Here is a 16,860-nt window from a genome sequence, read left to right on the forward strand (position 1 = left end):
GCCGCCCCCACGACCTCATCACGACCGTGACCAGCAGTTACCCCACTACGCAATGACCCTGGGCCGGGAAGGGCGCGCCGGCCCACTGCCAGGTGAGCCGGCGCAATTGTTCCGATCTTCAGGAATTGCTGGTCAGTAGCAGAGCAGGGTGACGTTCGCGGTGTAGTAGTAGTCGCTGATCTGGGTCACGTACGAGTTGACGACGAAGCAGTCGATGAAGGGGTTGTAGCCATCCATCTGCGCCCACGTCTCGGCCTGGAACCTGGCGCTGAGGGTGGCGCTGCTCGCGCTGCCTCCGCTGCCGTAGCCGTAGTAGTAGCCGACCGCAGCCGTGCTGGCGGACGTGGTGCTGGCCTGGGTGTTCGACGACGAATCGGCGGCGACCGCGGCGGTCCCGGTGGCAACCATCGCGCCCACGACCATCGCCGCGGTGGCGGCGACTCTTGCGAGAGTACGCACGGGTGTCCCCTTCCTGTTGCGGATTTGATCTCACGGTAACAGCGGCATTCGTGCTCGGCAATGTCTTGCCGTTATCAGGCTTGCGGCGGCGGGGCTGTGCCGACCTGCGACGACTACGAAAAGTCGAAATTGAACTGCGGTTGACCAGTGGTTTTGTGAACTGCATTCATCTGCATGATCTCGCAAACCGCGCGTACCCAGTCAGGCGAGGTCAGTCAGGGTCAGAGCGGGACCGGGTGCGGACCGGGAGTCGGACCTCAGGCGGAGTCGCGCCGGACGAGCTCGGTGGGCAGCACCACGGCCGGCCCGACGGCCTCGCCGTCGGCCAGCCGCAGTAGCAGCCGGGCCAGCGTCCGGCCGATCTCCTGGATCGGCTGGCGGACGGTGGTCAGCGCCGGGTCCAGGTAGCCGGCCATCTCGATGTCGTCGAAGCCGATGATCGCGACGTCGTCGGGCACCCGGCGGCCGGCTTCCCGCAGCGTACGGATGGCACCGTGGGCCATCAGGTCGGAGGCGACGAAGACGGCGTCCAACGCCGGGTCGTCCTCGAGCAGCTGACGCATCGCGACCGCGCCCGACTCGCGGGTGAAGTCGCCGGCGGCGACCAGCGACCGCCCACCAGTCTCCCGGATCACCGTACGGTAGCCGGCCAGCCGGTCCACCCCGGCGATCATGTCCTGTGGGCCGGCAATCGTCGCCACTCGCCGCCGGCCGGACTCCAGCAGGTAGCGGACCGCCCGCTCGGCACCGGCCTCGTTCTCCACGTCCACGTACGGCACCCCGGCGCTGACCTGGCCCATCGGTCGGCCGCTGCACACCACCGGCAGGCCGCTGCGGGCCAGGGTGCCGGGCATCGGGTCGACGCCGTGGATCGAGGCGAACATGACGCCGTCGACGTGTCGGCCCAGGGCGTACCGCTCGACCCGGTCGTGGCTGCCGACCGAGCCGGACATCATCAGCACCAGCTGCTTGTCGGCGGCTTCCAGCTCCTGGCTGACGCCGTGGATGATGCCGGGGAAGACCTGGTCGTCGGAGAAGACCCGGGTGGCGGTCTCCGGCAGGATCAGTCCCATCGAGTCGGTGCGCTGGGTGACCAGGCTGCGGGCGGCCAGGTTGGGGACGTACCCCAGCTCCTGGACCGCCCGGCGGACCGCGTCCTGGATGGGTTCGGCGACGGTGGTGGAGCCGTTCACCACCCGTGAGACGGTGGCCCGGGACACGCCGGCCCGGCGGGCCACCGCCTCCAGCGTCGGACGTTCCCTGGCCATGCTCACGCCTGTGCTCCCCGTCTGTGAAGGTCCCGCCCCTCGGTGAACGCCAGCGGCTCAGCCGATGCCGTTGCGGCGGATCACCTCTTGGTACCACCGTGCGCTGGCCTTTGGCACCCGCCGCTGGGCTAGGTAGTCCACATACACGATGCCGAATCGCTTGGCGTAGCCGTACGACCACTCGAAGTTGTCGAGGAGTGACCACACCAGGTAGCCGCGCAGGTCAACCCCGGCGGCGATCGCGGCGTGCGCGGCCCGCAGATGCCCGTCCAGGTAGGCGACCCGGTCGGTGTCGTCGACCCGGTCGCCGTCGGGGTGCAGCTGGTCGGGGAAGGCAGCGCCGTTCTCCGTGATGATCATCGGTACGCCCGGGTAGTCCCGCCCCAGTTTGCTCAGCAGCGCGGTCAACCCGGACGGCTGGATCTGCCAACCCATGTCGGTCAGCGGCGGTGCCGGGGCGATGAACTCGATGCCCTCGGTGCCGGGAAACGCCCCGCCGCCACCGGGCGCACCCTCCTTCGCCGCCAGGTAGGTGGGGGAGTAGTAGTTGATACCGAGCAGGTCGATCGGCTCGCCGATGATCCTCTCGTCGCCGTCGCGGATGTGGTCCAGGTCGGTGAACCGGCTGACGTGGTCGAGGATGCGCTGCGGGTAGCCACCGCGCAGGATCGGATCGAGGAAGATTCGGTTCTGCAGGTCCTCGACCAGCTCGACCGCCTTGGCGTCGGCTTCGCCGGCCGGGTCGGCGGGGAACGCCGAGGTCGGGTTGACCGTGATCCCGACAGTCGACGCGCCGGCGGCGCGTAGCGCCTGGTTGGCCAGCCCGTGGCCGAGTAGCAGGTGGTGCACGGTCTGGAAGGTGGCGGCCGGGTCGGTACGGCCCGGGGCGTGCAATCCGGAGCCGTAACCCAGGTACGCCGAGCACCACGGCTCGTTGAGCGTGGTCCAGGTCTGGACCCGGTCGCCGAGCCGGGCGTACACGGCCCGCGCGTACTCAGCGAAGGCCTCGGCCGTCTCCCGGTTGGTCCAGCCGCCCCGGTCCTCCAGGGTCTGCGGCAGGTCCCAGTGGTAGAGGGTGATGATCGGCTCGATGCCGCGCCCGCGCAGCTCGTCGACGAGCCGGTCGTAGAAGTCCAGCCCGTGCGGGTTGACCGGGCCGGTGCCGTCCGGCTGTACGCGCGGCCAGGCGATGGAGAACCGGTAGGTGTGCAGCCCCAGTTCGGCCATCAACGCCACGTCGTCGCGGTAGCGGTGGTAGTGGTCGCAGGCCACGTCCCCGGTGTGCCCGGCGTGCACCTTGCCCGGCGTACGGCTGAACGTGTCCCAGATCGACGGGCCGCGACCGGCTTCCCGGGCAGCGCCTTCGATCTGGTACGACGCGGTCGCCGCGCCCCAGATGAACGAGTCGGGGAATCGTACGGGCTCGTTGGAGTTCGTCACGCCTTGACAGCACCTTCCATGATGCCGCCGATGATCTGACGGCCGAAAATGATGAACACGATCAGTAGTGGCAGCGTAGCGAGCGCCGTACCGGTGAAGACCTGCGACATATCGTTGTAGTAGCCGTTCGACAGTGCCCGCAGCGACAGCTGCACGGTCGGGTTCTCCGGGTCGTTGAGCACCGCGTACGGCCAGAGGAAGTCGTTCCACATGGTCATGAAGGTGAGCAGGCCGAGCACGGCGGCGGCGGGGCGCAGTGCCGGCAGCACCACGTTCCAGTAGATCCGTAGCGTGGAGCAGCCGTCGACCCGGGCCGCCTCGATCAGTTCGGTGCTGACCGCCTGGCTGGCGTACTGGCGCATCAGGAACACCCCGAATCCGGTGACCAGCGCCGGCACGATGACCGCGGCGAGCCGGTCGTTCCAGTCCAGCTGGCTCATCAGCATGTACAGCGGGATGACGCCGAGCTGGGTCGGCACCATCATCGTCGCGATGATCACCAGCAGCAGGGCGTGGGAGCCCTTGAACCGAAGTTTGGCGAAGGCGAACCCGGCCAGCGACGAGAACAGCACCACCGAGAAGGTGACGGTGCCGGCGACGACCGCCGAATTGATCATGCCGGTGAGGAAGTACGCGTCCGGATTGTTGAACAGCCGCTCGATGTTGCCCGGCAGGTTGCCGCCGGGGGTGAGCGGCGGCGGGATCTGCCCCATCGCGTCGCTGGACCGAGTGGCGACCACGAACATCCAGTAGATCGGGAAGATCGACATCAGCCCGGCGACGATCAGCGTCGCGTACGTCAGTTTGCTGGCGCTCCACAGGTGCTGACTGGCTTTCACGGTGCTCACCCCTGCTTCCGGGCGCTGTTGCCGAGCCGGCGGATCACCAGCACGTTGATCAGCGAGATGACGACGATCAGGGCGAACAGCATCCAGGCGATCGCCGAGCCGTAACCGAAGTTGAAGTGCGGCGCGAAGGCGTTCTCGAACATGTACATGGTCATCGTCTGCGACTCGCGCAGCGGCCCACCCCGGATCGGGTTGGGGCCGGAGTTGAACAGCAGCGGCTCGGTGAACAACTGCAGTCCGCCGATGGTGGAGATGATGACGCAGAAGACGATCGTCGGCCGCAGCATCGGCACGGTGATCGACCAGAACTGCCGGGCGGGGGGTGCGCCGTCGATCGCCGCCGACTCGTACAGGTCCTTCGGGATGGACTGCATCGCGGCCAGGAAGATCAGCGCGTTGTAGCCGGTCCACCGCCAGTCGACCATCGTCGAGATCGCCACCCAGGCGCCGAACCTGGTGTTGCGCCAGTCGATGGCGTCGATGCCGATCAGGTCCAGCGCCCAGTTGATCATGCCGAACTCGCGGCTGAACAGCTGACCGAAGACGATCGCCACCGCCGCCGTCGAGGTGATGTTCGGGATCAGGATGCTCATCCGGAACGACGTACGGGCCCGCAGCTGCCGGTTCAACAGGTGGGCCAGCCAGAGCGCCAGCAGCAGCTGCGGCGCGGTGGAGATGACGAAGATGCCCAACGTGTTGAGCACCGAGTTCCAGAAGTCGCCGTCGCCGAGTAGCCGGCTGTAGTTGTCGAAGCCGACGAACGGGTGCTCGGCGGCGAGCAGGTCCCAGTCGTGCAGCGACACCCAGAACGTGTAGCCCAGCGGGTAGGCGCCGAAGATCGCGAACAGCACGAAGAACGGCGCGATGTACAGGTACGGGGATGCTTTGGTGTCCAGCCGGGCCAGCCACAGCCGGGGCCGCCGGTGCGGCGGCTCGGGCTGTCGCCGGGCCGGCCGGGTGGCGTCGGCGGCCGGCTGCTCCGGCCCGACCTGTGCCACCCGGCCTGCGGTCACTTCTCGGCCGCCGTCTTGGCGTTGTTCACCGCGTCGGTCCAGCCCTCGTCGGGCGTACGCTGACCCAGCTCGACCGTTCGGACGGCGTTCTCCACCTCGGTGCGGACCGCCTGGTTTTTCGGTCCCATGTAGACCGGCTTGAGGTTTTTGGCGCCCTCACCGAAGATCTGCCCGATCGGGGCGTCGTTGAAGTACTCGCTGGTCGCCTCCAGGATCGCCGGGTCGTCGAGCGCCTGCGGCGACGACGGCAGCGGGCCCTTGGCCTTGAACGCCCCGATGTGCCCCTCCGGGCTGGTCAGGAACTTGACCAGCTTGACGGCCTCCTCCTGGTGCTCGCTCTGCGCCGGCACGGCCAGGTGCGATCCGCCCCAGTTGCCGCCGTCGCCGGGCACCTTGGCGATGTCCCACTTGCCGGCCGCCTCCGGGCCGGCGTTGCCCTCGATGACCCCGGTCATCCAGGCCGGGCAGGCGATGGTGGCGAACTTGGCCTGCTTGAACGCGGCCACCCACTCGTCGGACCAGGCGCCGTACTTGCCGCTCAGGTCGGAGTCGATGATGTCCATGGTGATGTCCCAGGCCTGCTTGACGGCCGGGTTGGTGTCGACAACGAGGTTGTCGTCGAGGTCGTAGTAGTGGTAGCCCTCGGCGGCACCGGCGGTCTGCAGCACGATCGTGTTGAACGTCTGGGTCGCCGCGTCCAGGAACGACGCGCCGGTGTCGGCCTCGACGAACTGCTCGCCGACGGAGATGTAGTCCTGCCAGGTCGGCCAGAGCGCAGAGACCTCGTCGCGGTCGGTCGGCAGCCCGGCGGCCTCGAACAGGTCGGTGCGGTAGCACATCGCCATGCCGCCGACGTCGGTGCCGAGCCCGATCAGCTGGCTGCCGTCGGCGGTCAGTGCCTGGTCCCACTTCCACGGCATGAAGTTGCCTTCGAGCTCGGCGGCGCCGTGGTCGAGCAGGTTCACGAAGTTCTGCGGGTTGGCCTTGTACTCGATGAGCAGGCCCTCCTCGATGGCGACGATGTCACCAGCGCCTTTGCCGGCGGCCAGCCACTGGGTCAGCTTGGGGGAGTACTCGTCGAGGTTGGTACCGGTGCCCCGTTCGACGATCTTGATTCCGGGGTTCTCGGCCTCGTACTGCTTGTACAGCTCCTCATAGCCGAACTGGCCGAAGACGTCGACGGTCAGGGTGATGGTGCCGTCGTCGGCGGCTTCGCCGCCGCCGCAGCCGGTAGCTGCGGCGAGCACGGTGACCGCAGCGGCGGTCGCGGTGACCAGCCGGCGCCTTGAATTGGTGCCCATGGGTTGACCCCTCTCAGGTCCAGGCATGGTGGGGTGCGGAAACTGCGTGTTTGCTGGCTGGCTCTCTGTCGACCCTGGCGACCTGGTCGACTGGCCGGTGCGGGCGGTGAGAGCGCTCTCACGAGAGTGGGACGTCAATCGCTCCCTGTCAAGAGAGCGCTCTCAGAACGTTGCCGGCGCGTTACCTACACCCGTTCCGACGGACGAAAGAGCGGGCAGTGGTCAGCCGACCCGCAGCGCGTCCAGCAGTGCTGCGTCGCCGGAGACGTCCAGCATGTCGAACTGCACCCGACCCCAGAGCCCGAGGAGCAGGTCACTCGCGGAGCCGGTAGCCAGGGTCCGGGTGTGGTGATCGTCCGAATCGAGGATCGTGCCGGTGTCCAGCAACGCAATGCCCTCGCCCCGCAACCGGACGTACCACTCCTGCTCGGCATCGGTCGCCACCAGATGCGCCACCCCGTACACCGGCTGGTGGCTGCGCCGCCGGCCCGCCGGCAGCCAGGAGTCCAGCACCTCGCTGATCCCATCAACGGCCAGCTTCGCCTCCACCGGCTCCACCCCGGCGATCGCCGTCTGCGCGTCCCAGCGGTGCACCGCGGTCTCGTGCGCCATCCGCCGGACCCAAAAGCTCACCTTTTTGGTCTGCGGCGCCCAGTTCCATGCCGGCATCTCCGGGTCGAGCCCGTCCAGCAGGGTGACCAGCGCCTCGAACTCCTGCTGCCACCAGGCGAGCGCCTCGGCCCCGTCGGGTTTGGCAACCACCGGCGGCCGCTCCTCCCGCGGATCGGCGACACCGCGCGACACGGTCTCCCGCACCCACATGTACACGATGCCGAGATGGTGCACCAGGTCGACGACCGTCCAGTCCGGGCAGGACGGCACCGGCGCGTCCAGCGGCACCTCAGCGACGGCGGCCCGGAACGCCGGACCGTCCGCCCGTAGCGCGCCGAGCCAGAAGTCCTTGGAGCCGTGCAGCCTGCTCATCATGATCCTCCGGGTCGAGCCGACAGCCAGTGGCGTGGCGCGGGTGGATTCCAGCCTAGGGTGAGGGGTGTGCCTGACGTTAGTGCCCACGCGCCATCTGCTGAAGACCCGACGGCCCTTGCGCCGTTGGCACGCTATACCACGCTCGCCCTCGGCGGCCCGGCCGACCGGCTGGTCACCGCGTCCACCGCCGACGAGTTGACCGAGGCGGTCCGTGACGCCGGCCGGCGCGGCGAGCGGATTCTGCTGCTCAGCGGCGGCAGCAACGTGGTTATTGGCGACGACGGCTTCCCCGGCACGGTGATCCTGGTCCGCTCCACCGGTTTCCAGGTGATCGCCGAGGAACCGGCGGCGGTCGGCCATCCGGCCACCGTCACCATCCGGGTCGAGGCCGGCGAGCCGTGGGACGACCTGGTCGCGGCGACCGTCGCCGCCGGCTGGTCCGGGGTGGAATGCCTGTCCGGTATCCCGGGCGCAGCCGGTGCCACCCCGATCCAGAACGTCGGCGCCTACGGTCAGGAGGTCGCCGAGACCGTGCAGGCCGTGCACGTGTACGACCGGCTCACCGACGAGCGGTACGCGTTGCCCGCCACCGACTGCCGGTTCGCCTACCGCGACAGCCTGTTCAAACGCAACGACCGCTACCTGGTGCTGGCGGTGGACTTTCGACTGGCCCGCAGCGAGCTGTCCACCCCGGTGCGCTACGCCGAGCTGGCCCGCAGCCTCGGCGTCGCCGTCGGTGACCGGGTGCCGCTGGCCGACGCCCGTGCCGCCGTGCTGCGGCTACGGGCCGGCAAGGGAATGGTGCTCGACGCCACCGACCCGGACACTCGCTCGGTGGGCTCGTTCTTTACCAACCCGGTGCTGGACGCCGCCGCCGCGCGGCGGTTCCACGCCCGGGTCGCCGTCGCCGGGACGGGTGAGCCGGCGACCTGGCCGGTCGCCGGTGGCGAAGCGGTCAAGGTCAGCGCGGCGTGGCTGATCGACAAGGCCGGGTACGGCAAGGGCTACCCGGGCGGCGACGCGCCGGTCGCCATCTCCAGCAAGCACACCCTGGCGCTCACCCACCGGGGCGGCGGCAGCACCGCCGCGCTGCTCGACCTGGCCGGCACCATCAGGGACGGGGTCCGCGACCGGTACGGCGTGACCCTGCACCCGGAGCCGGTCCTGGTCAACTGCTCCTTCGACTAGCCGAGTAGTTCCGAAGTTCGGCCAGTGGTCGTAGGCAATCGTGACCGGGTGACAGGTGCTCCGGTCTCCCGGTGGCATGAACGCTCATCGAGGTGACGCTGAAGCACGTTACTTTCGCATCTTGACGTGCGTCAGCGTCACCTCGATGAGCCCACTGCACACAACATGGGCCAAGCCCACGGGTCGAAAGGGATACATGCCGGTTTGGACCCGTTCAGCAGGTTACGAAACCGGTCGTCCGGCCCGGCCCGCCGGGCGGGCCAGCGCTCAGCCGCCGGGCGGGGCCACCGCCGACCAGGGCACGGTCAACTCGCCGAGCCGCCACCGTGCCGGTCGGTCCAGCACCGGCCAGCCGCCGTCCCGCAGCGCCGACACCGTGTGCAGCCAGCGCTGCCGTGGCCCGTACGGCGCATAGCCGGCCGCCGCCCGCCAACTCTCGTCGAGCGCCCGCAGCAGCGCGTACACCCGCTCGCCCGGCACGTTGCGGTGGATCAGCGCCTTCGGCAGCCGTTCGGCGAGCACCGCCGGCCCGCCACCGGCCGGGCCGGCCAGCGTTGCCAACCGGCCGGCCAGGGTCAGCGAGACCGGCCCGGTGGCGTCGAGCAGCACCCAGGAGCAGACCCGGCCCGGTTCGTCACAGGTCCCCTCGACCAGCGAACCTCCGGGAGCGAGCGCGGCGCGCATCGTCGCCCACGCCGCCGCGACGTCGGACTCGGCGTACTGGCGCAGTACGTTGAACGCCCGGACCAGCACCGGCCGGAGCCCGGCCAGCTCGAATCCACCCCGGCCGAAGGTCAGTTGTGGCGGCGCGGCAGCCGGAGCCGCCGCCGCGACCCGGTCCGGGTCGATCTCCAGGCCGACCACCCGCACGTCCGGTCGCACCGACCGCAGCCGGGTGGCCAGCTCGACGGTGGTCACCGGGTGGGCGCCGAAACCGAGGTCGACCACCAGCGGTGGCCGGGCCGCGTCCGTCAGTGCCGGCCCGCAGCGGTACGCGATCCACCGGTCGGCCCGGCGCAGCCGGTTCGGTGCGGTGGTGCCCCGGGTGACCTCGCCGACCGGCCGGGCCGCGTCGGGCGCGCGAGCTCCGACCGGTCGGGCCATTCGATTCCCGCTCACCCGGGCAGCACCCGGTGCACCTTGTGCTGCGCTGCCTGGGCCAACGGGCGGACCACCAGCCGGTCCACGTTGACGTGCTGCGGCCGGGTGGCGCACCAGGCGACGCAGTCCGCGATGTCGTCGGCGACCAGCGGCTCGGCCACCCCGGCGTAGACCGCGTCGGCACGTGCGGTGTTCCCGCCAAACCGGTTCACGCTGAACTCGTCGGTACGCACCATGCCCGGATCGATTTCGACCACCCGGACCGGCCGGCCGCACAGCTCCAGCCGTAGCGTCTCGGTCAGCGCGGTCTGGCCGTGCTTGGCTGCGGTGTAGCCGCCACCGCCCTCGTAGACGACCTGCCCGGCGGTGGAGCCGATCACCACGACGGTGCCGGACCCGCTGGCGGTCAGCGCCGGCAGCAGAGCCTGGGTGACCCGCAGCGTGCCGAGCACGTTCACCTCGTACATCCACCGCCAGTCGGCCACCGGCGCGGACTCGACCGGGTCCAGCCCGCGCGCCCCGCCGGCGTTGTTCACCAGCAGGGTGACCCGGCCAGGCAGGTCAGCCTGCTGAGCCAACCCGCCGACCGCCTGCACCAGCCCGGCCACCGATTCGTCGTCGGTGACGTCGCAGGTCACCGCGGTGGCGGCCCCGCCGTTGTCGCGAATCGAGTCGACCAGGTCGGCGAGCCGGTCGCCGCGGCGGGCGGCGGCGACCACGTGGAAGCCCTCGGCGGCCAGCCGGCGGGCGGTTGCCGCGCCGATTCCGCTGGACGCTCCGGTGACGATGGCGATCGGTGTCATCCAGCCATTGTCGCCGCTTGGCGGACCGGGACGGTCGCCGCCGGTCGGTCCCGGGCGTCGCCGTCGACGAGAGGTGGGTCACCTCCACCCGCTGTAGTGCGGCATGTCGCTGCCAGTACCGGGAAGATGTGACGGGTCGTCCTGGTTGGTGGCGTTGGTTGCGATCAGGCGAGCGGAGGGAGCGACGTGGTGCAGGTGGGTCAGGCCGGGCCGGGTGACAACCAGCCGCCGCCGCGTCCCCGGCGGGTCGCGACACTGTCGGTGCACACCTCTCCGCTGGACTCGCCGGGCACCGGCGACGCCGGCGGCATGAACGTCTACATCGTCGAGGTGTCCCGGCGGCTGGCCGAGGCCGGCGTGGAGGTCGAGATCTTCACCCGGGCGACGGCGGGTGGCGTACCGTCGGTGGTGGAGATGGCACCCGGCGTACGGGTGCGGCAGGTGATCTCCGGTCCGCTGGAGCCGCTGCCGAAGGAGGACCTGCCGGCGCAGCTCTGCGCATTCACCGCCGGGGTGCTGCGGGCAGAAGCCGCCCGGGCACCCGGCTACTACGACCTGATCCACTCACACTACTGGCTCTCCGGGCAGGTCGGGTGGCTGGCGAAGGGGCGCTGGGGGGTGCCGCTGGTGCACACCGCGCACACGCTCGCCAAGGTCAAGAACGCCCGGCTGGCGGCCGGTGACCGCCCGGAACCGGCCCCTCGGATCATCGGCGAGGAACAGCTGGTCACCGAGGCGGACCATCTGGTGGCGAACACCCGGACCGAGGCCGGCGAGCTGATCGACTGGTACGGCGCCGAGGCGGACCGGGTCTCCGTGGTCGAACCGGGCGTCGACCTGGACCGGTTCCGGCCCGGCCCGCCCGGCCGGGAACAGGCTGCCCGGGCGGCCGCCCGACGGCGGTTCGGCTTGCCGGTCCGTGGCCATCTGGTGGCGTTCGCCGGCCGGATCCAGCCGCTGAAGGCGCCGGACGTGCTGCTGCGCGCGGTGGCCGCGCTGCGTCGGCGGGATCCGGGTGCGGTCGCCGATCTCACGGTGGTGGTCGCCGGCGGCCCGAGCGGCACCGGTCTGGACCAGCCGGGTGCCCTGATCGACCTGGCCAAATCGCTGGGAGTCGACGATCTGGTGCGGTTCATGCCGCCGCTGGGCCATACCGACCTGCCGGCTCTGTTCCGGGCCGCCGACCTGGTCGCGGTGCCGTCGTACAACGAATCATTCGGCCTGGTCGCTCTGGAGGCTCAGGCCTGCGGCACGCCGGTGCTGGCCGCCTCAGTCGGTGGCCTGGTCACCGCGGTCCGCGACGGGCACAGCGGGATGCTGGTCGACGGGCACCACCCGGACGACTGGGGCCGGGCGATCGGCGATCTGCTTGCCGCTCCGGCGTTGCGGGACCGGCTCGGTCGGGGCGCGGTGGAGCACGCCCGGCAGTTCTCCTGGACACGCACTGCGGCCGGGCTGCTCGACGTTTACGGTGAGGCGGTGCGGGCGTACCGCGCGGCGACCGCCGCCGGGATGTCCCGGGACGCCGACGCCCTGTCGGCGAGCGTGGGGTGACCAGGAGTGCCATGAGCGGACGAGCCGAGGTGGCGGCGCTGATCGAGGCGGTCTGCGCCGATCGCGAGCTGAGCTGGGAACCAACCGGTGACCTGTCGTACGCGGTGACGTTGCCGGGTACCCACAAGCTGAAGACGGTGTGCAATCTGATCGTCGGCGAGCAGGCGCTGCGAATAGAAGCATTCGTGATGCGGCAGCCCGATGAACGGCGTACCGAGTTGTGGACCTGGCTGCTGCAACGCAACGCCCGGATGTACGGTGTCGCCTTTTCGGTCGACGCGGTCGGCGACATCTACCTTACCGGTCGTGTCGGGCTGGCCGGAATTACCGAAGACGAACTGGACCGGATACTCGGATCGGTGCTCACCTATGCCGACGAGTCATTCGACGCGATGCTGGAGATCGGCTTCGGTTCGGCGATCCGCCGCGAGTGGGAATGGCGGGTCAAAAGAGGTGAATCGGTGGCGAACCTGCGCGCCTTCGCGCACCTTTTCGACGACAAGACGCCGGAGGATCCAGGTTTGTAGGGAGTCAGCAGGGTACTGCTCGCATGGTGGCGCAACCGTCGCCCACTGCCCCCCGCAGGCACACTGTCAAAGGGAGTGAGCAGACCATGCCTCAACAGACCAGCACCCGGCGCCGCAGCCCTGCGTCGAACGGACGGTCCAAGGCCGGCCGTAGCTCCAGCTCGGCCCGCAAGTCCAGCTCGGCGACCATCGGCCGGGCCGGCGGCGCGGTCCGGGAGAGCGACCTCGCCGACCTTCGCGTCGACGAACTGCGAGACCAGCTGCGCAAGCGCGGGGTGACCGGCACGTCCAACCTGCGCAAGCCCGATCTGATCAAGTCGTTGGCGCGGGCGATGCGGCGGGGTACTCCGGCGCGGGCGAAGCAGGCGTCCCGGCCGAAGGCCGGTTCGCCGACCTCCCAGCGTTCGGCGCCGGCTGGCAAGAGCGCCGGTGCGGCGCGCAAGAGCACCAGTGCGGCCCGCAAGAGCACCAGTTCGACGGGGCGGAACACCTCTGGCGCGGGCGGTGGCGGACGGTCCGGCGGTGCCAAGATCCGGTCCGGAGCCAAGTCGTCCAGTTCGCTGAAGTACGCCCAGCGTATCGACGATCCGCAGCAGCATGCCGAACGTGCCGGGCGTAGCCTGATCACCACCGATCACCGGACGATCCGGCAGTGGGCCGACGCCCGGGGCGGTACCCCGGCGACCGTCAGCGCCCCTCGCGATGGCCGGCCCAGCGTGCTGCGGATCGACTTCCCCGGCTACGGTGGCGGCAATTTACGCAAGATCTCCTGGGATGAGTGGTTTGGGACGTTTGATCAGCGTCGGTTGAACTTCATCTACCAGGAACAGCGCACGGACGGTACACCGAGCAATTTCTTCCGGCTTGAATCTCCCGACCGTGAAGATGCCTGAGCGTGTATTGGTCATCACTCGTCGGGGTTGTTGCGGGCGTAAACCCGTTCGGCACCTCGGATGGTGTGATTGGGCGTACAACCGAATCGCCTTGTCCATCGGAAGTGTCAGGAACTACGGTTGAGTCACGCGCCGAGCCCGGGATTGGCTGGGGGCCGTCGGACCGGTTCGGTCCGAACAACCGGGCTGGGTGCCGGGGGACCGGTGGCATTGGGCCGTTGGGGGACGGCGCCACCCGAAACCGGCGGCGAGGGGGAGCGACGCTTACGGGGGTGAGTGTCGCTCCCCGCCGCTGGTTATCCGTTTCCGCCGGCCCGGCAACTACTGCGGATGAGCCGGCGCCAGCGGCTGTTGAGACCCGTCCGGCTTCGCCAGCTGGGACCGGGCCGGCAGAGTTACGGCCGAAGCGCCCGTCCGCAGCTCGGCGGCTCGCCGCTCGCGGGCCGGTCCGGCGATCAGCTGACCCACCGCGACCACCCCGCCGATCGCGGCGCAGCCGAGCCACAGTGCGGTGTTCCCCGCGTACTGCCAGACGAAGCCGCCGGTGATCGGCGCGGCGAAGGCGGCGACCGACCAGGACAGCGAGAAAACACCCTGGTAGCGGCCGCGCAGTGCGGCCGGGGTGAGCTCGGCGATCAGCGTCGCGTTCGACGGCGAGTTGAGCATCTCGCCAGCGGTCCAGATCAGCACTGTCACCGCGTACAACCAGGCGACGTCGGCGACGGCGGTCAGGCCGAAGCCGACCCCGACGATCACCGCCGCCAGAGCCAGCACGTGCGAACGGTTGCGGCCGCTGATCAACCGGGGGACGAAGAGCTGCCCGACCACGATGAGTACGCCGTTGAGCGCCATCACCACGCCGAACGTGGTGGGCGACAGCCCGTCGTCGGCCATCGCGATCGGCAACATCGCGCCGTGCTGCATGAACACCATGGCCAGCAGCACGTTCAGCCCGACGAAGCCGAGGAAGACCCGGTCGGTGACGACAACCAGCAACCCGGCCGGTCGGGCCGCGACCACGGTCGGACCGAGTGGTGCCGCCGCCTGGGTCGCCGGCCGGGTCTCACCGACCTTGGCGAAGACCAGCGCGGCGGTGGCCAGGGTGGTGCTCGCGTTCACCGCGAACAGCAGGAAGTAGTCGACCTGCGCGGCGAGTCCGGCGAGCACCGCCGCGAACGCGTACCCCAGGTTGATGGCCCAGTAGTTGAGCGAGAAGGCACGCAGCCGGTCGGCGGCCGGGACCACGTCGATCATCATCGCCCCGTACGCCGGCCGGGCACCCTCGTTGAACAGGCCGAGCAGTGCGGCGCCCACCAGGAGCAGCCACCACCGGTCGGCCAACCCGAGGACGATCAGCATGGTGGCAGCGCCCAGATGCGCGGTGAGCAGCGTTGGGCGGCGCCCCCAGCGGTCGGCGAGCGTCCCGCCGAGCAGGGTGCCGACGGCTCCGCCGGCGCCCCAGGCGCCGAGCACCAGACCGGCCTGGGAGCCGGACAGGCCGCGCCCGGCGGTCAGGTAGATGGCCAGGAAGATCACGACGAACGAGCCGAGCCGGTTGATCAGGCTGCCGGTCCACAGGTACCAGAAGGCCCGGGGCAGGCCGCTGGTGGTCTGCTGTAGCCATCCCCGCGCACCCGACATCGGCTAGCTACCCCCCCGTGCAGTAATGAACAGTGCAACATCTGTGCCTTACACGCTAGGCGTCGGGCGGCGTACCGAGCATGCGAATTTCCGCGTGGCGGTCGTCACCCCGGCCGGCCGGTGCCCCGGGCCGGTGAACCTCCGGGCACCGGGTCCGGCAGGATGGACGACATGACTGTGGGGACACTGGTGCTGCTCCGGCACGGCGAGAGCGAGTGGAACGCGAAGAACCTCTTCACCGGTTGGGTCGACGTGGATCTGACCGCCAAGGGCGAGGCCGAGGCGCGGCGCGGCGGTGAGCTGCTGGCGCAGCACAACCTGCTGCCGGACGTGGTGCACACCAGCGTGCTGCGGCGGGCCATCCGGACCAGCGAGTTGGCGCTGCACACCGCGGACCGGGGCTGGATCCCGGTGCGCCGGTCGTGGCGGCTCAACGAGCGGCACTACGGCGCGCTACAGGGCAAGAACAAGAAGCAGACCCTGGAGGAGTACGGCGAGGAGCAGTTCATGCTCTGGCGCCGCTCCTACGACACCCCGCCGCCGCCGATCGCCGACGACGACGACTGGTCGCAGGTCGGCGAACCTCGGTACCGGGAGCTGCCGCCGGAGCTGATGCCCCGCACCGAATGCCTGGCCGACGTGGTGCGGCGGATGCTGCCGTACTGGTACGACGCGATCGTGCCGGACCTGCTCGCCGGCAAGCAGGTGCTGGTCGCGGCGCACGGCAACTCGCTGCGGGCGCTGGTGAAGCACCTCGACGGGATCTCCGACGAGGCGATCGCCAAGCTGAACATCCCGACCGGCATCCCGCTGCGCTACGACCTGGACGGCGCGCTGCGACCGGTCAACGCCGGCGGTGACTACCTGGACCCGGACGCCGCCGCGGCAGCGGCCGCCGCGGTCGCCAACCAGGGCCGTTGAGCCGTCGGGCCAGGGGTACGGGACGTGGTCCGCACCGTACCCCTGGCCCTGGTCATGGCCGGCCTGGCACCGCTGCCCGGCCGGCCGGTCAGTCGTTCGGACTCACCCCGGTCACGTGGTAGACGACCCGCCGGCCGGCGTTGACCGCGTGGTCGGCGTACCGCTCGTAGAACCGGCCCAGCAGCGCGCCGTCGATGGCGGTCTCCGCACCGTACGGCCAGTCCTTGCCCAGTAGCACCCGGAACAGCTTGCGGTGCAGTTCGTCCATCGCGTCGTCGTCGCTGTCGAGCTCGGCGGCGGTCTCCGCGTCCGGGGTACGCAGCACCCCGACCACCTTGGCGATCATGCGGTCGGCGACCTCGGCCATCTCCGAGAAGACTCCGCGTAGCTCGGCCGGGACAGCTGGTGACGGGTGGCGACGCAGCGCGGTCTTGGCCACGTGGTCGGCGAGGTCACCCATCCGCTCCAACCCGGAGGCCACGTGCAGCGCGGTGATCGCCATCCGCAGGTCGGAGGCGACCGGCGCCTGCCGGGCCAGCAAGTCGCTCACCCGCTCCTCCACCGTGCGGTAAAGGGCATCGATCTCGGCATCGTTGACCAGTACCGTCTCGCCGGCTTCGCGGTCGGCGGTGAGCAGCGCGCCGGTCGCCCGGCGCAGCGCCGTCTGTGCGGCTTCCGCCATCGATACCAGCAGCTCGCTGATTTCCTGCAGCTCGGCCTGGAACTCCTCGCGCATGGTGGCCTTCCGTCGTCGTGGTGGGAGGTCTCCGGTCCTGGTCCCGCCCGGTGTCGCCCACACCGTATGGCGGCTTGCCGGCACCCAGATGAACAGGGGTGAACAGAGCGGGGCGGCAGTATGAACATCTGGCGATTGCCGTGAGATATGTCCTGTTCGGGTGGCTGACCAGGTTAACAA

Annotated in this window: 16 protein-coding genes; 5 read left to right on the forward strand and 11 right to left on the reverse strand. The window is 70.0% G+C overall.

Annotated features, from left to right (window positions below; all coding sequences use genetic code 11):
* Positions 1-132: 132 nt before the first annotated feature.
* The 7 genes from ACFHW1_RS17435 to ACFHW1_RS17465 all read right to left on the reverse strand — a co-directional run bounded on the left by ACFHW1_RS17435 (position 133) and on the right by ACFHW1_RS17465 (position 7,313).
* Positions 133-459 (reverse strand): hypothetical protein, encoded by a 327-nt coding sequence (locus tag ACFHW1_RS17435; protein ID WP_416556280.1) that lies wholly within the window; start codon positions 457-459, stop codon positions 133-135.
* Between the two features lie 257 nt (positions 460-716).
* A complete protein-coding gene (locus ACFHW1_RS17440; RefSeq protein ID WP_281553031.1) occupies positions 717-1,727 on the reverse strand; it encodes a LacI family DNA-binding transcriptional regulator in 1,011 nt (336 codons plus the stop codon).
* Positions 1,728-1,784: 57 nt separating this feature from the next.
* Positions 1,785-3,167, reverse strand: coding sequence for a GH1 family beta-glucosidase (locus ACFHW1_RS17445; protein ID WP_416568444.1), 1,383 nt, complete (start codon positions 3,165-3,167; stop codon positions 1,785-1,787).
* Entirely contained in the window at positions 3,164-3,937 is a 774-nt protein-coding gene (locus ACFHW1_RS17450) for a carbohydrate ABC transporter permease (RefSeq protein ID WP_416556289.1), read from the reverse strand. The genes ACFHW1_RS17445 and ACFHW1_RS17450 overlap by 4 nt, the downstream gene beginning before the upstream one ends.
* 74 nt (positions 3,938-4,011) lie before the next feature.
* Entirely contained in the window at positions 4,012-5,028 is a 1,017-nt protein-coding gene (locus ACFHW1_RS17455) for a carbohydrate ABC transporter permease (protein WP_416556278.1), read from the reverse strand.
* Complete coding sequence (locus ACFHW1_RS17460) at positions 5,025-6,329, reverse strand: ABC transporter substrate-binding protein (RefSeq protein WP_416556277.1); 1,305 nt, start codon at positions 6,327-6,329, stop codon at positions 5,025-5,027. The genes ACFHW1_RS17455 and ACFHW1_RS17460 overlap by 4 nt, the downstream gene beginning before the upstream one ends.
* Before the next feature lie 222 nt (positions 6,330-6,551).
* On the reverse strand, positions 6,552-7,313 hold the full coding sequence (locus ACFHW1_RS17465; RefSeq protein ID WP_416615724.1) for a maleylpyruvate isomerase family mycothiol-dependent enzyme: 762 nt from the start codon (positions 7,311-7,313) through the stop codon (positions 6,552-6,554).
* Positions 7,314-7,382: 69 nt separating this feature from the next.
* On the opposite strand from ACFHW1_RS17465, the gene ACFHW1_RS17470 reads away from it, so the two are divergent.
* On the forward strand, positions 7,383-8,504 hold the full coding sequence (locus ACFHW1_RS17470; protein ID WP_416556275.1) for a UDP-N-acetylmuramate dehydrogenase: 1,122 nt from the start codon (positions 7,383-7,385) through the stop codon (positions 8,502-8,504).
* Between the two features lie 267 nt (positions 8,505-8,771).
* On the opposite strand, the gene ACFHW1_RS17475 is transcribed toward ACFHW1_RS17470, so the two are convergent.
* Both ACFHW1_RS17475 and ACFHW1_RS17480 read right to left on the reverse strand, forming a co-directional pair.
* Positions 8,772-9,608, reverse strand: a complete 837-nt coding sequence (locus tag ACFHW1_RS17475) for a class I SAM-dependent methyltransferase (RefSeq protein ID WP_416591101.1) — start codon at positions 9,606-9,608, stop codon at positions 8,772-8,774.
* 11 nt (positions 9,609-9,619) lie between these two features.
* Positions 9,620-10,408: an SDR family oxidoreductase gene (locus tag ACFHW1_RS17480; protein WP_416556274.1), complete on the reverse strand. Its 789-nt coding sequence runs from the start codon at positions 10,406-10,408 to the stop codon at positions 9,620-9,622.
* 189 nt (positions 10,409-10,597) lie between these two features.
* On the opposite strand from ACFHW1_RS17480, the gene mshA reads away from it, so the two are divergent.
* The 3 genes from mshA to ACFHW1_RS17495 all read left to right on the forward strand — a co-directional run bounded on the left by mshA (position 10,598) and on the right by ACFHW1_RS17495 (position 13,382).
* Positions 10,598-11,962, forward strand: a complete 1,365-nt coding sequence (gene mshA / locus ACFHW1_RS17485) for a D-inositol-3-phosphate glycosyltransferase (protein WP_416556273.1) — start codon at positions 10,598-10,600, stop codon at positions 11,960-11,962.
* 11 nt (positions 11,963-11,973) lie between these two features.
* Positions 11,974-12,489: a YbjN domain-containing protein gene (locus ACFHW1_RS17490; RefSeq protein ID WP_416556272.1), complete on the forward strand. Its 516-nt coding sequence runs from the start codon at positions 11,974-11,976 to the stop codon at positions 12,487-12,489.
* An 86-nt stretch (positions 12,490-12,575) separates the two neighbouring features.
* Complete coding sequence (locus tag ACFHW1_RS17495; protein ID WP_416568442.1) at positions 12,576-13,382, forward strand: hypothetical protein; 807 nt, start codon at positions 12,576-12,578, stop codon at positions 13,380-13,382.
* A gap of 321 nt (positions 13,383-13,703) precedes the next feature.
* Here ACFHW1_RS17495 and ACFHW1_RS17500 read toward each other — a convergent pair whose 3' ends face one another.
* A complete protein-coding gene (locus tag ACFHW1_RS17500; RefSeq protein ID WP_416556270.1) occupies positions 13,704-15,023 on the reverse strand; it encodes an MDR family MFS transporter in 1,320 nt (439 codons plus the stop codon).
* A gap of 171 nt (positions 15,024-15,194) precedes the next feature.
* Between ACFHW1_RS17500 and ACFHW1_RS17505 the strand changes: the two genes are divergently transcribed.
* Positions 15,195-15,944 carry a phosphoglyceromutase gene (locus ACFHW1_RS17505; protein WP_416556269.1) on the forward strand — a complete coding sequence of 250 codons (750 nt, stop codon included), beginning with the start codon at positions 15,195-15,197 and terminating at the stop codon, positions 15,942-15,944.
* An 88-nt stretch (positions 15,945-16,032) separates the two neighbouring features.
* Here the strand turns inward: ACFHW1_RS17505 and phoU are convergent, their stop codons facing one another.
* Positions 16,033-16,680 (reverse strand): phosphate signaling complex protein PhoU, encoded by a 648-nt coding sequence (gene phoU / locus ACFHW1_RS17510; RefSeq protein ID WP_416556268.1) that lies wholly within the window; start codon positions 16,678-16,680, stop codon positions 16,033-16,035.
* Positions 16,681-16,860: the final 180 nt, after the last annotated feature.

It is taken from the genome of Micromonospora sp. LOL_014 (genome assembly GCF_048060245.1).
Taxonomy (GTDB): Bacteria; Actinomycetota; Actinomycetes; order Mycobacteriales; family Micromonosporaceae; genus Micromonospora_E.

What these genes read in the sequence shown, in the direction of transcription:
- ACFHW1_RS17505 (WP_416556269.1), top strand. Translation starts at nt 15,195, where the DNA reads ATGACTGTGGGGACACTGGTGCTGCTCCGGCACGGCGAGAGCGAGTGG.
- phoU (WP_416556268.1), bottom strand. Translation starts at nt 16,680, where the DNA reads ATGCGCGAGGAGTTCCAGGCCGAGCTGCAGGAAATCAGCGAGCTGCTG.
- ACFHW1_RS17480 (WP_416556274.1), bottom strand. Translation starts at nt 10,408, where the DNA reads ATGACACCGATCGCCATCGTCACCGGAGCGTCCAGCGGAATCGGCGCG.
- ACFHW1_RS17500 (WP_416556270.1), bottom strand. Translation starts at nt 15,023, where the DNA reads ATGTCGGGTGCGCGGGGATGGCTACAGCAGACCACCAGCGGCCTGCCC.
- ACFHW1_RS17490 (WP_416556272.1), top strand. Translation starts at nt 11,974, where the DNA reads ATGAGCGGACGAGCCGAGGTGGCGGCGCTGATCGAGGCGGTCTGCGCC.
- ACFHW1_RS17495 (WP_416568442.1), top strand. Translation starts at nt 12,576, where the DNA reads ATGCCTCAACAGACCAGCACCCGGCGCCGCAGCCCTGCGTCGAACGGA.
- ACFHW1_RS17475 (WP_416591101.1), bottom strand. Translation starts at nt 9,608, where the DNA reads ATGGCCCGACCGGTCGGAGCTCGCGCGCCCGACGCGGCCCGGCCGGTC.
- ACFHW1_RS17440 (WP_281553031.1), bottom strand. Translation starts at nt 1,727, where the DNA reads ATGGCCAGGGAACGTCCGACGCTGGAGGCGGTGGCCCGCCGGGCCGGC.
- ACFHW1_RS17460 (WP_416556277.1), bottom strand. Translation starts at nt 6,329, where the DNA reads ATGGGCACCAATTCAAGGCGCCGGCTGGTCACCGCGACCGCCGCTGCG.
- ACFHW1_RS17450 (WP_416556289.1), bottom strand. Translation starts at nt 3,937, where the DNA reads ATGTCGATCTTCCCGATCTACTGGATGTTCGTGGTCGCCACTCGGTCC.
- ACFHW1_RS17465 (WP_416615724.1), bottom strand. Translation starts at nt 7,313, where the DNA reads ATGAGCAGGCTGCACGGCTCCAAGGACTTCTGGCTCGGCGCGCTACGG.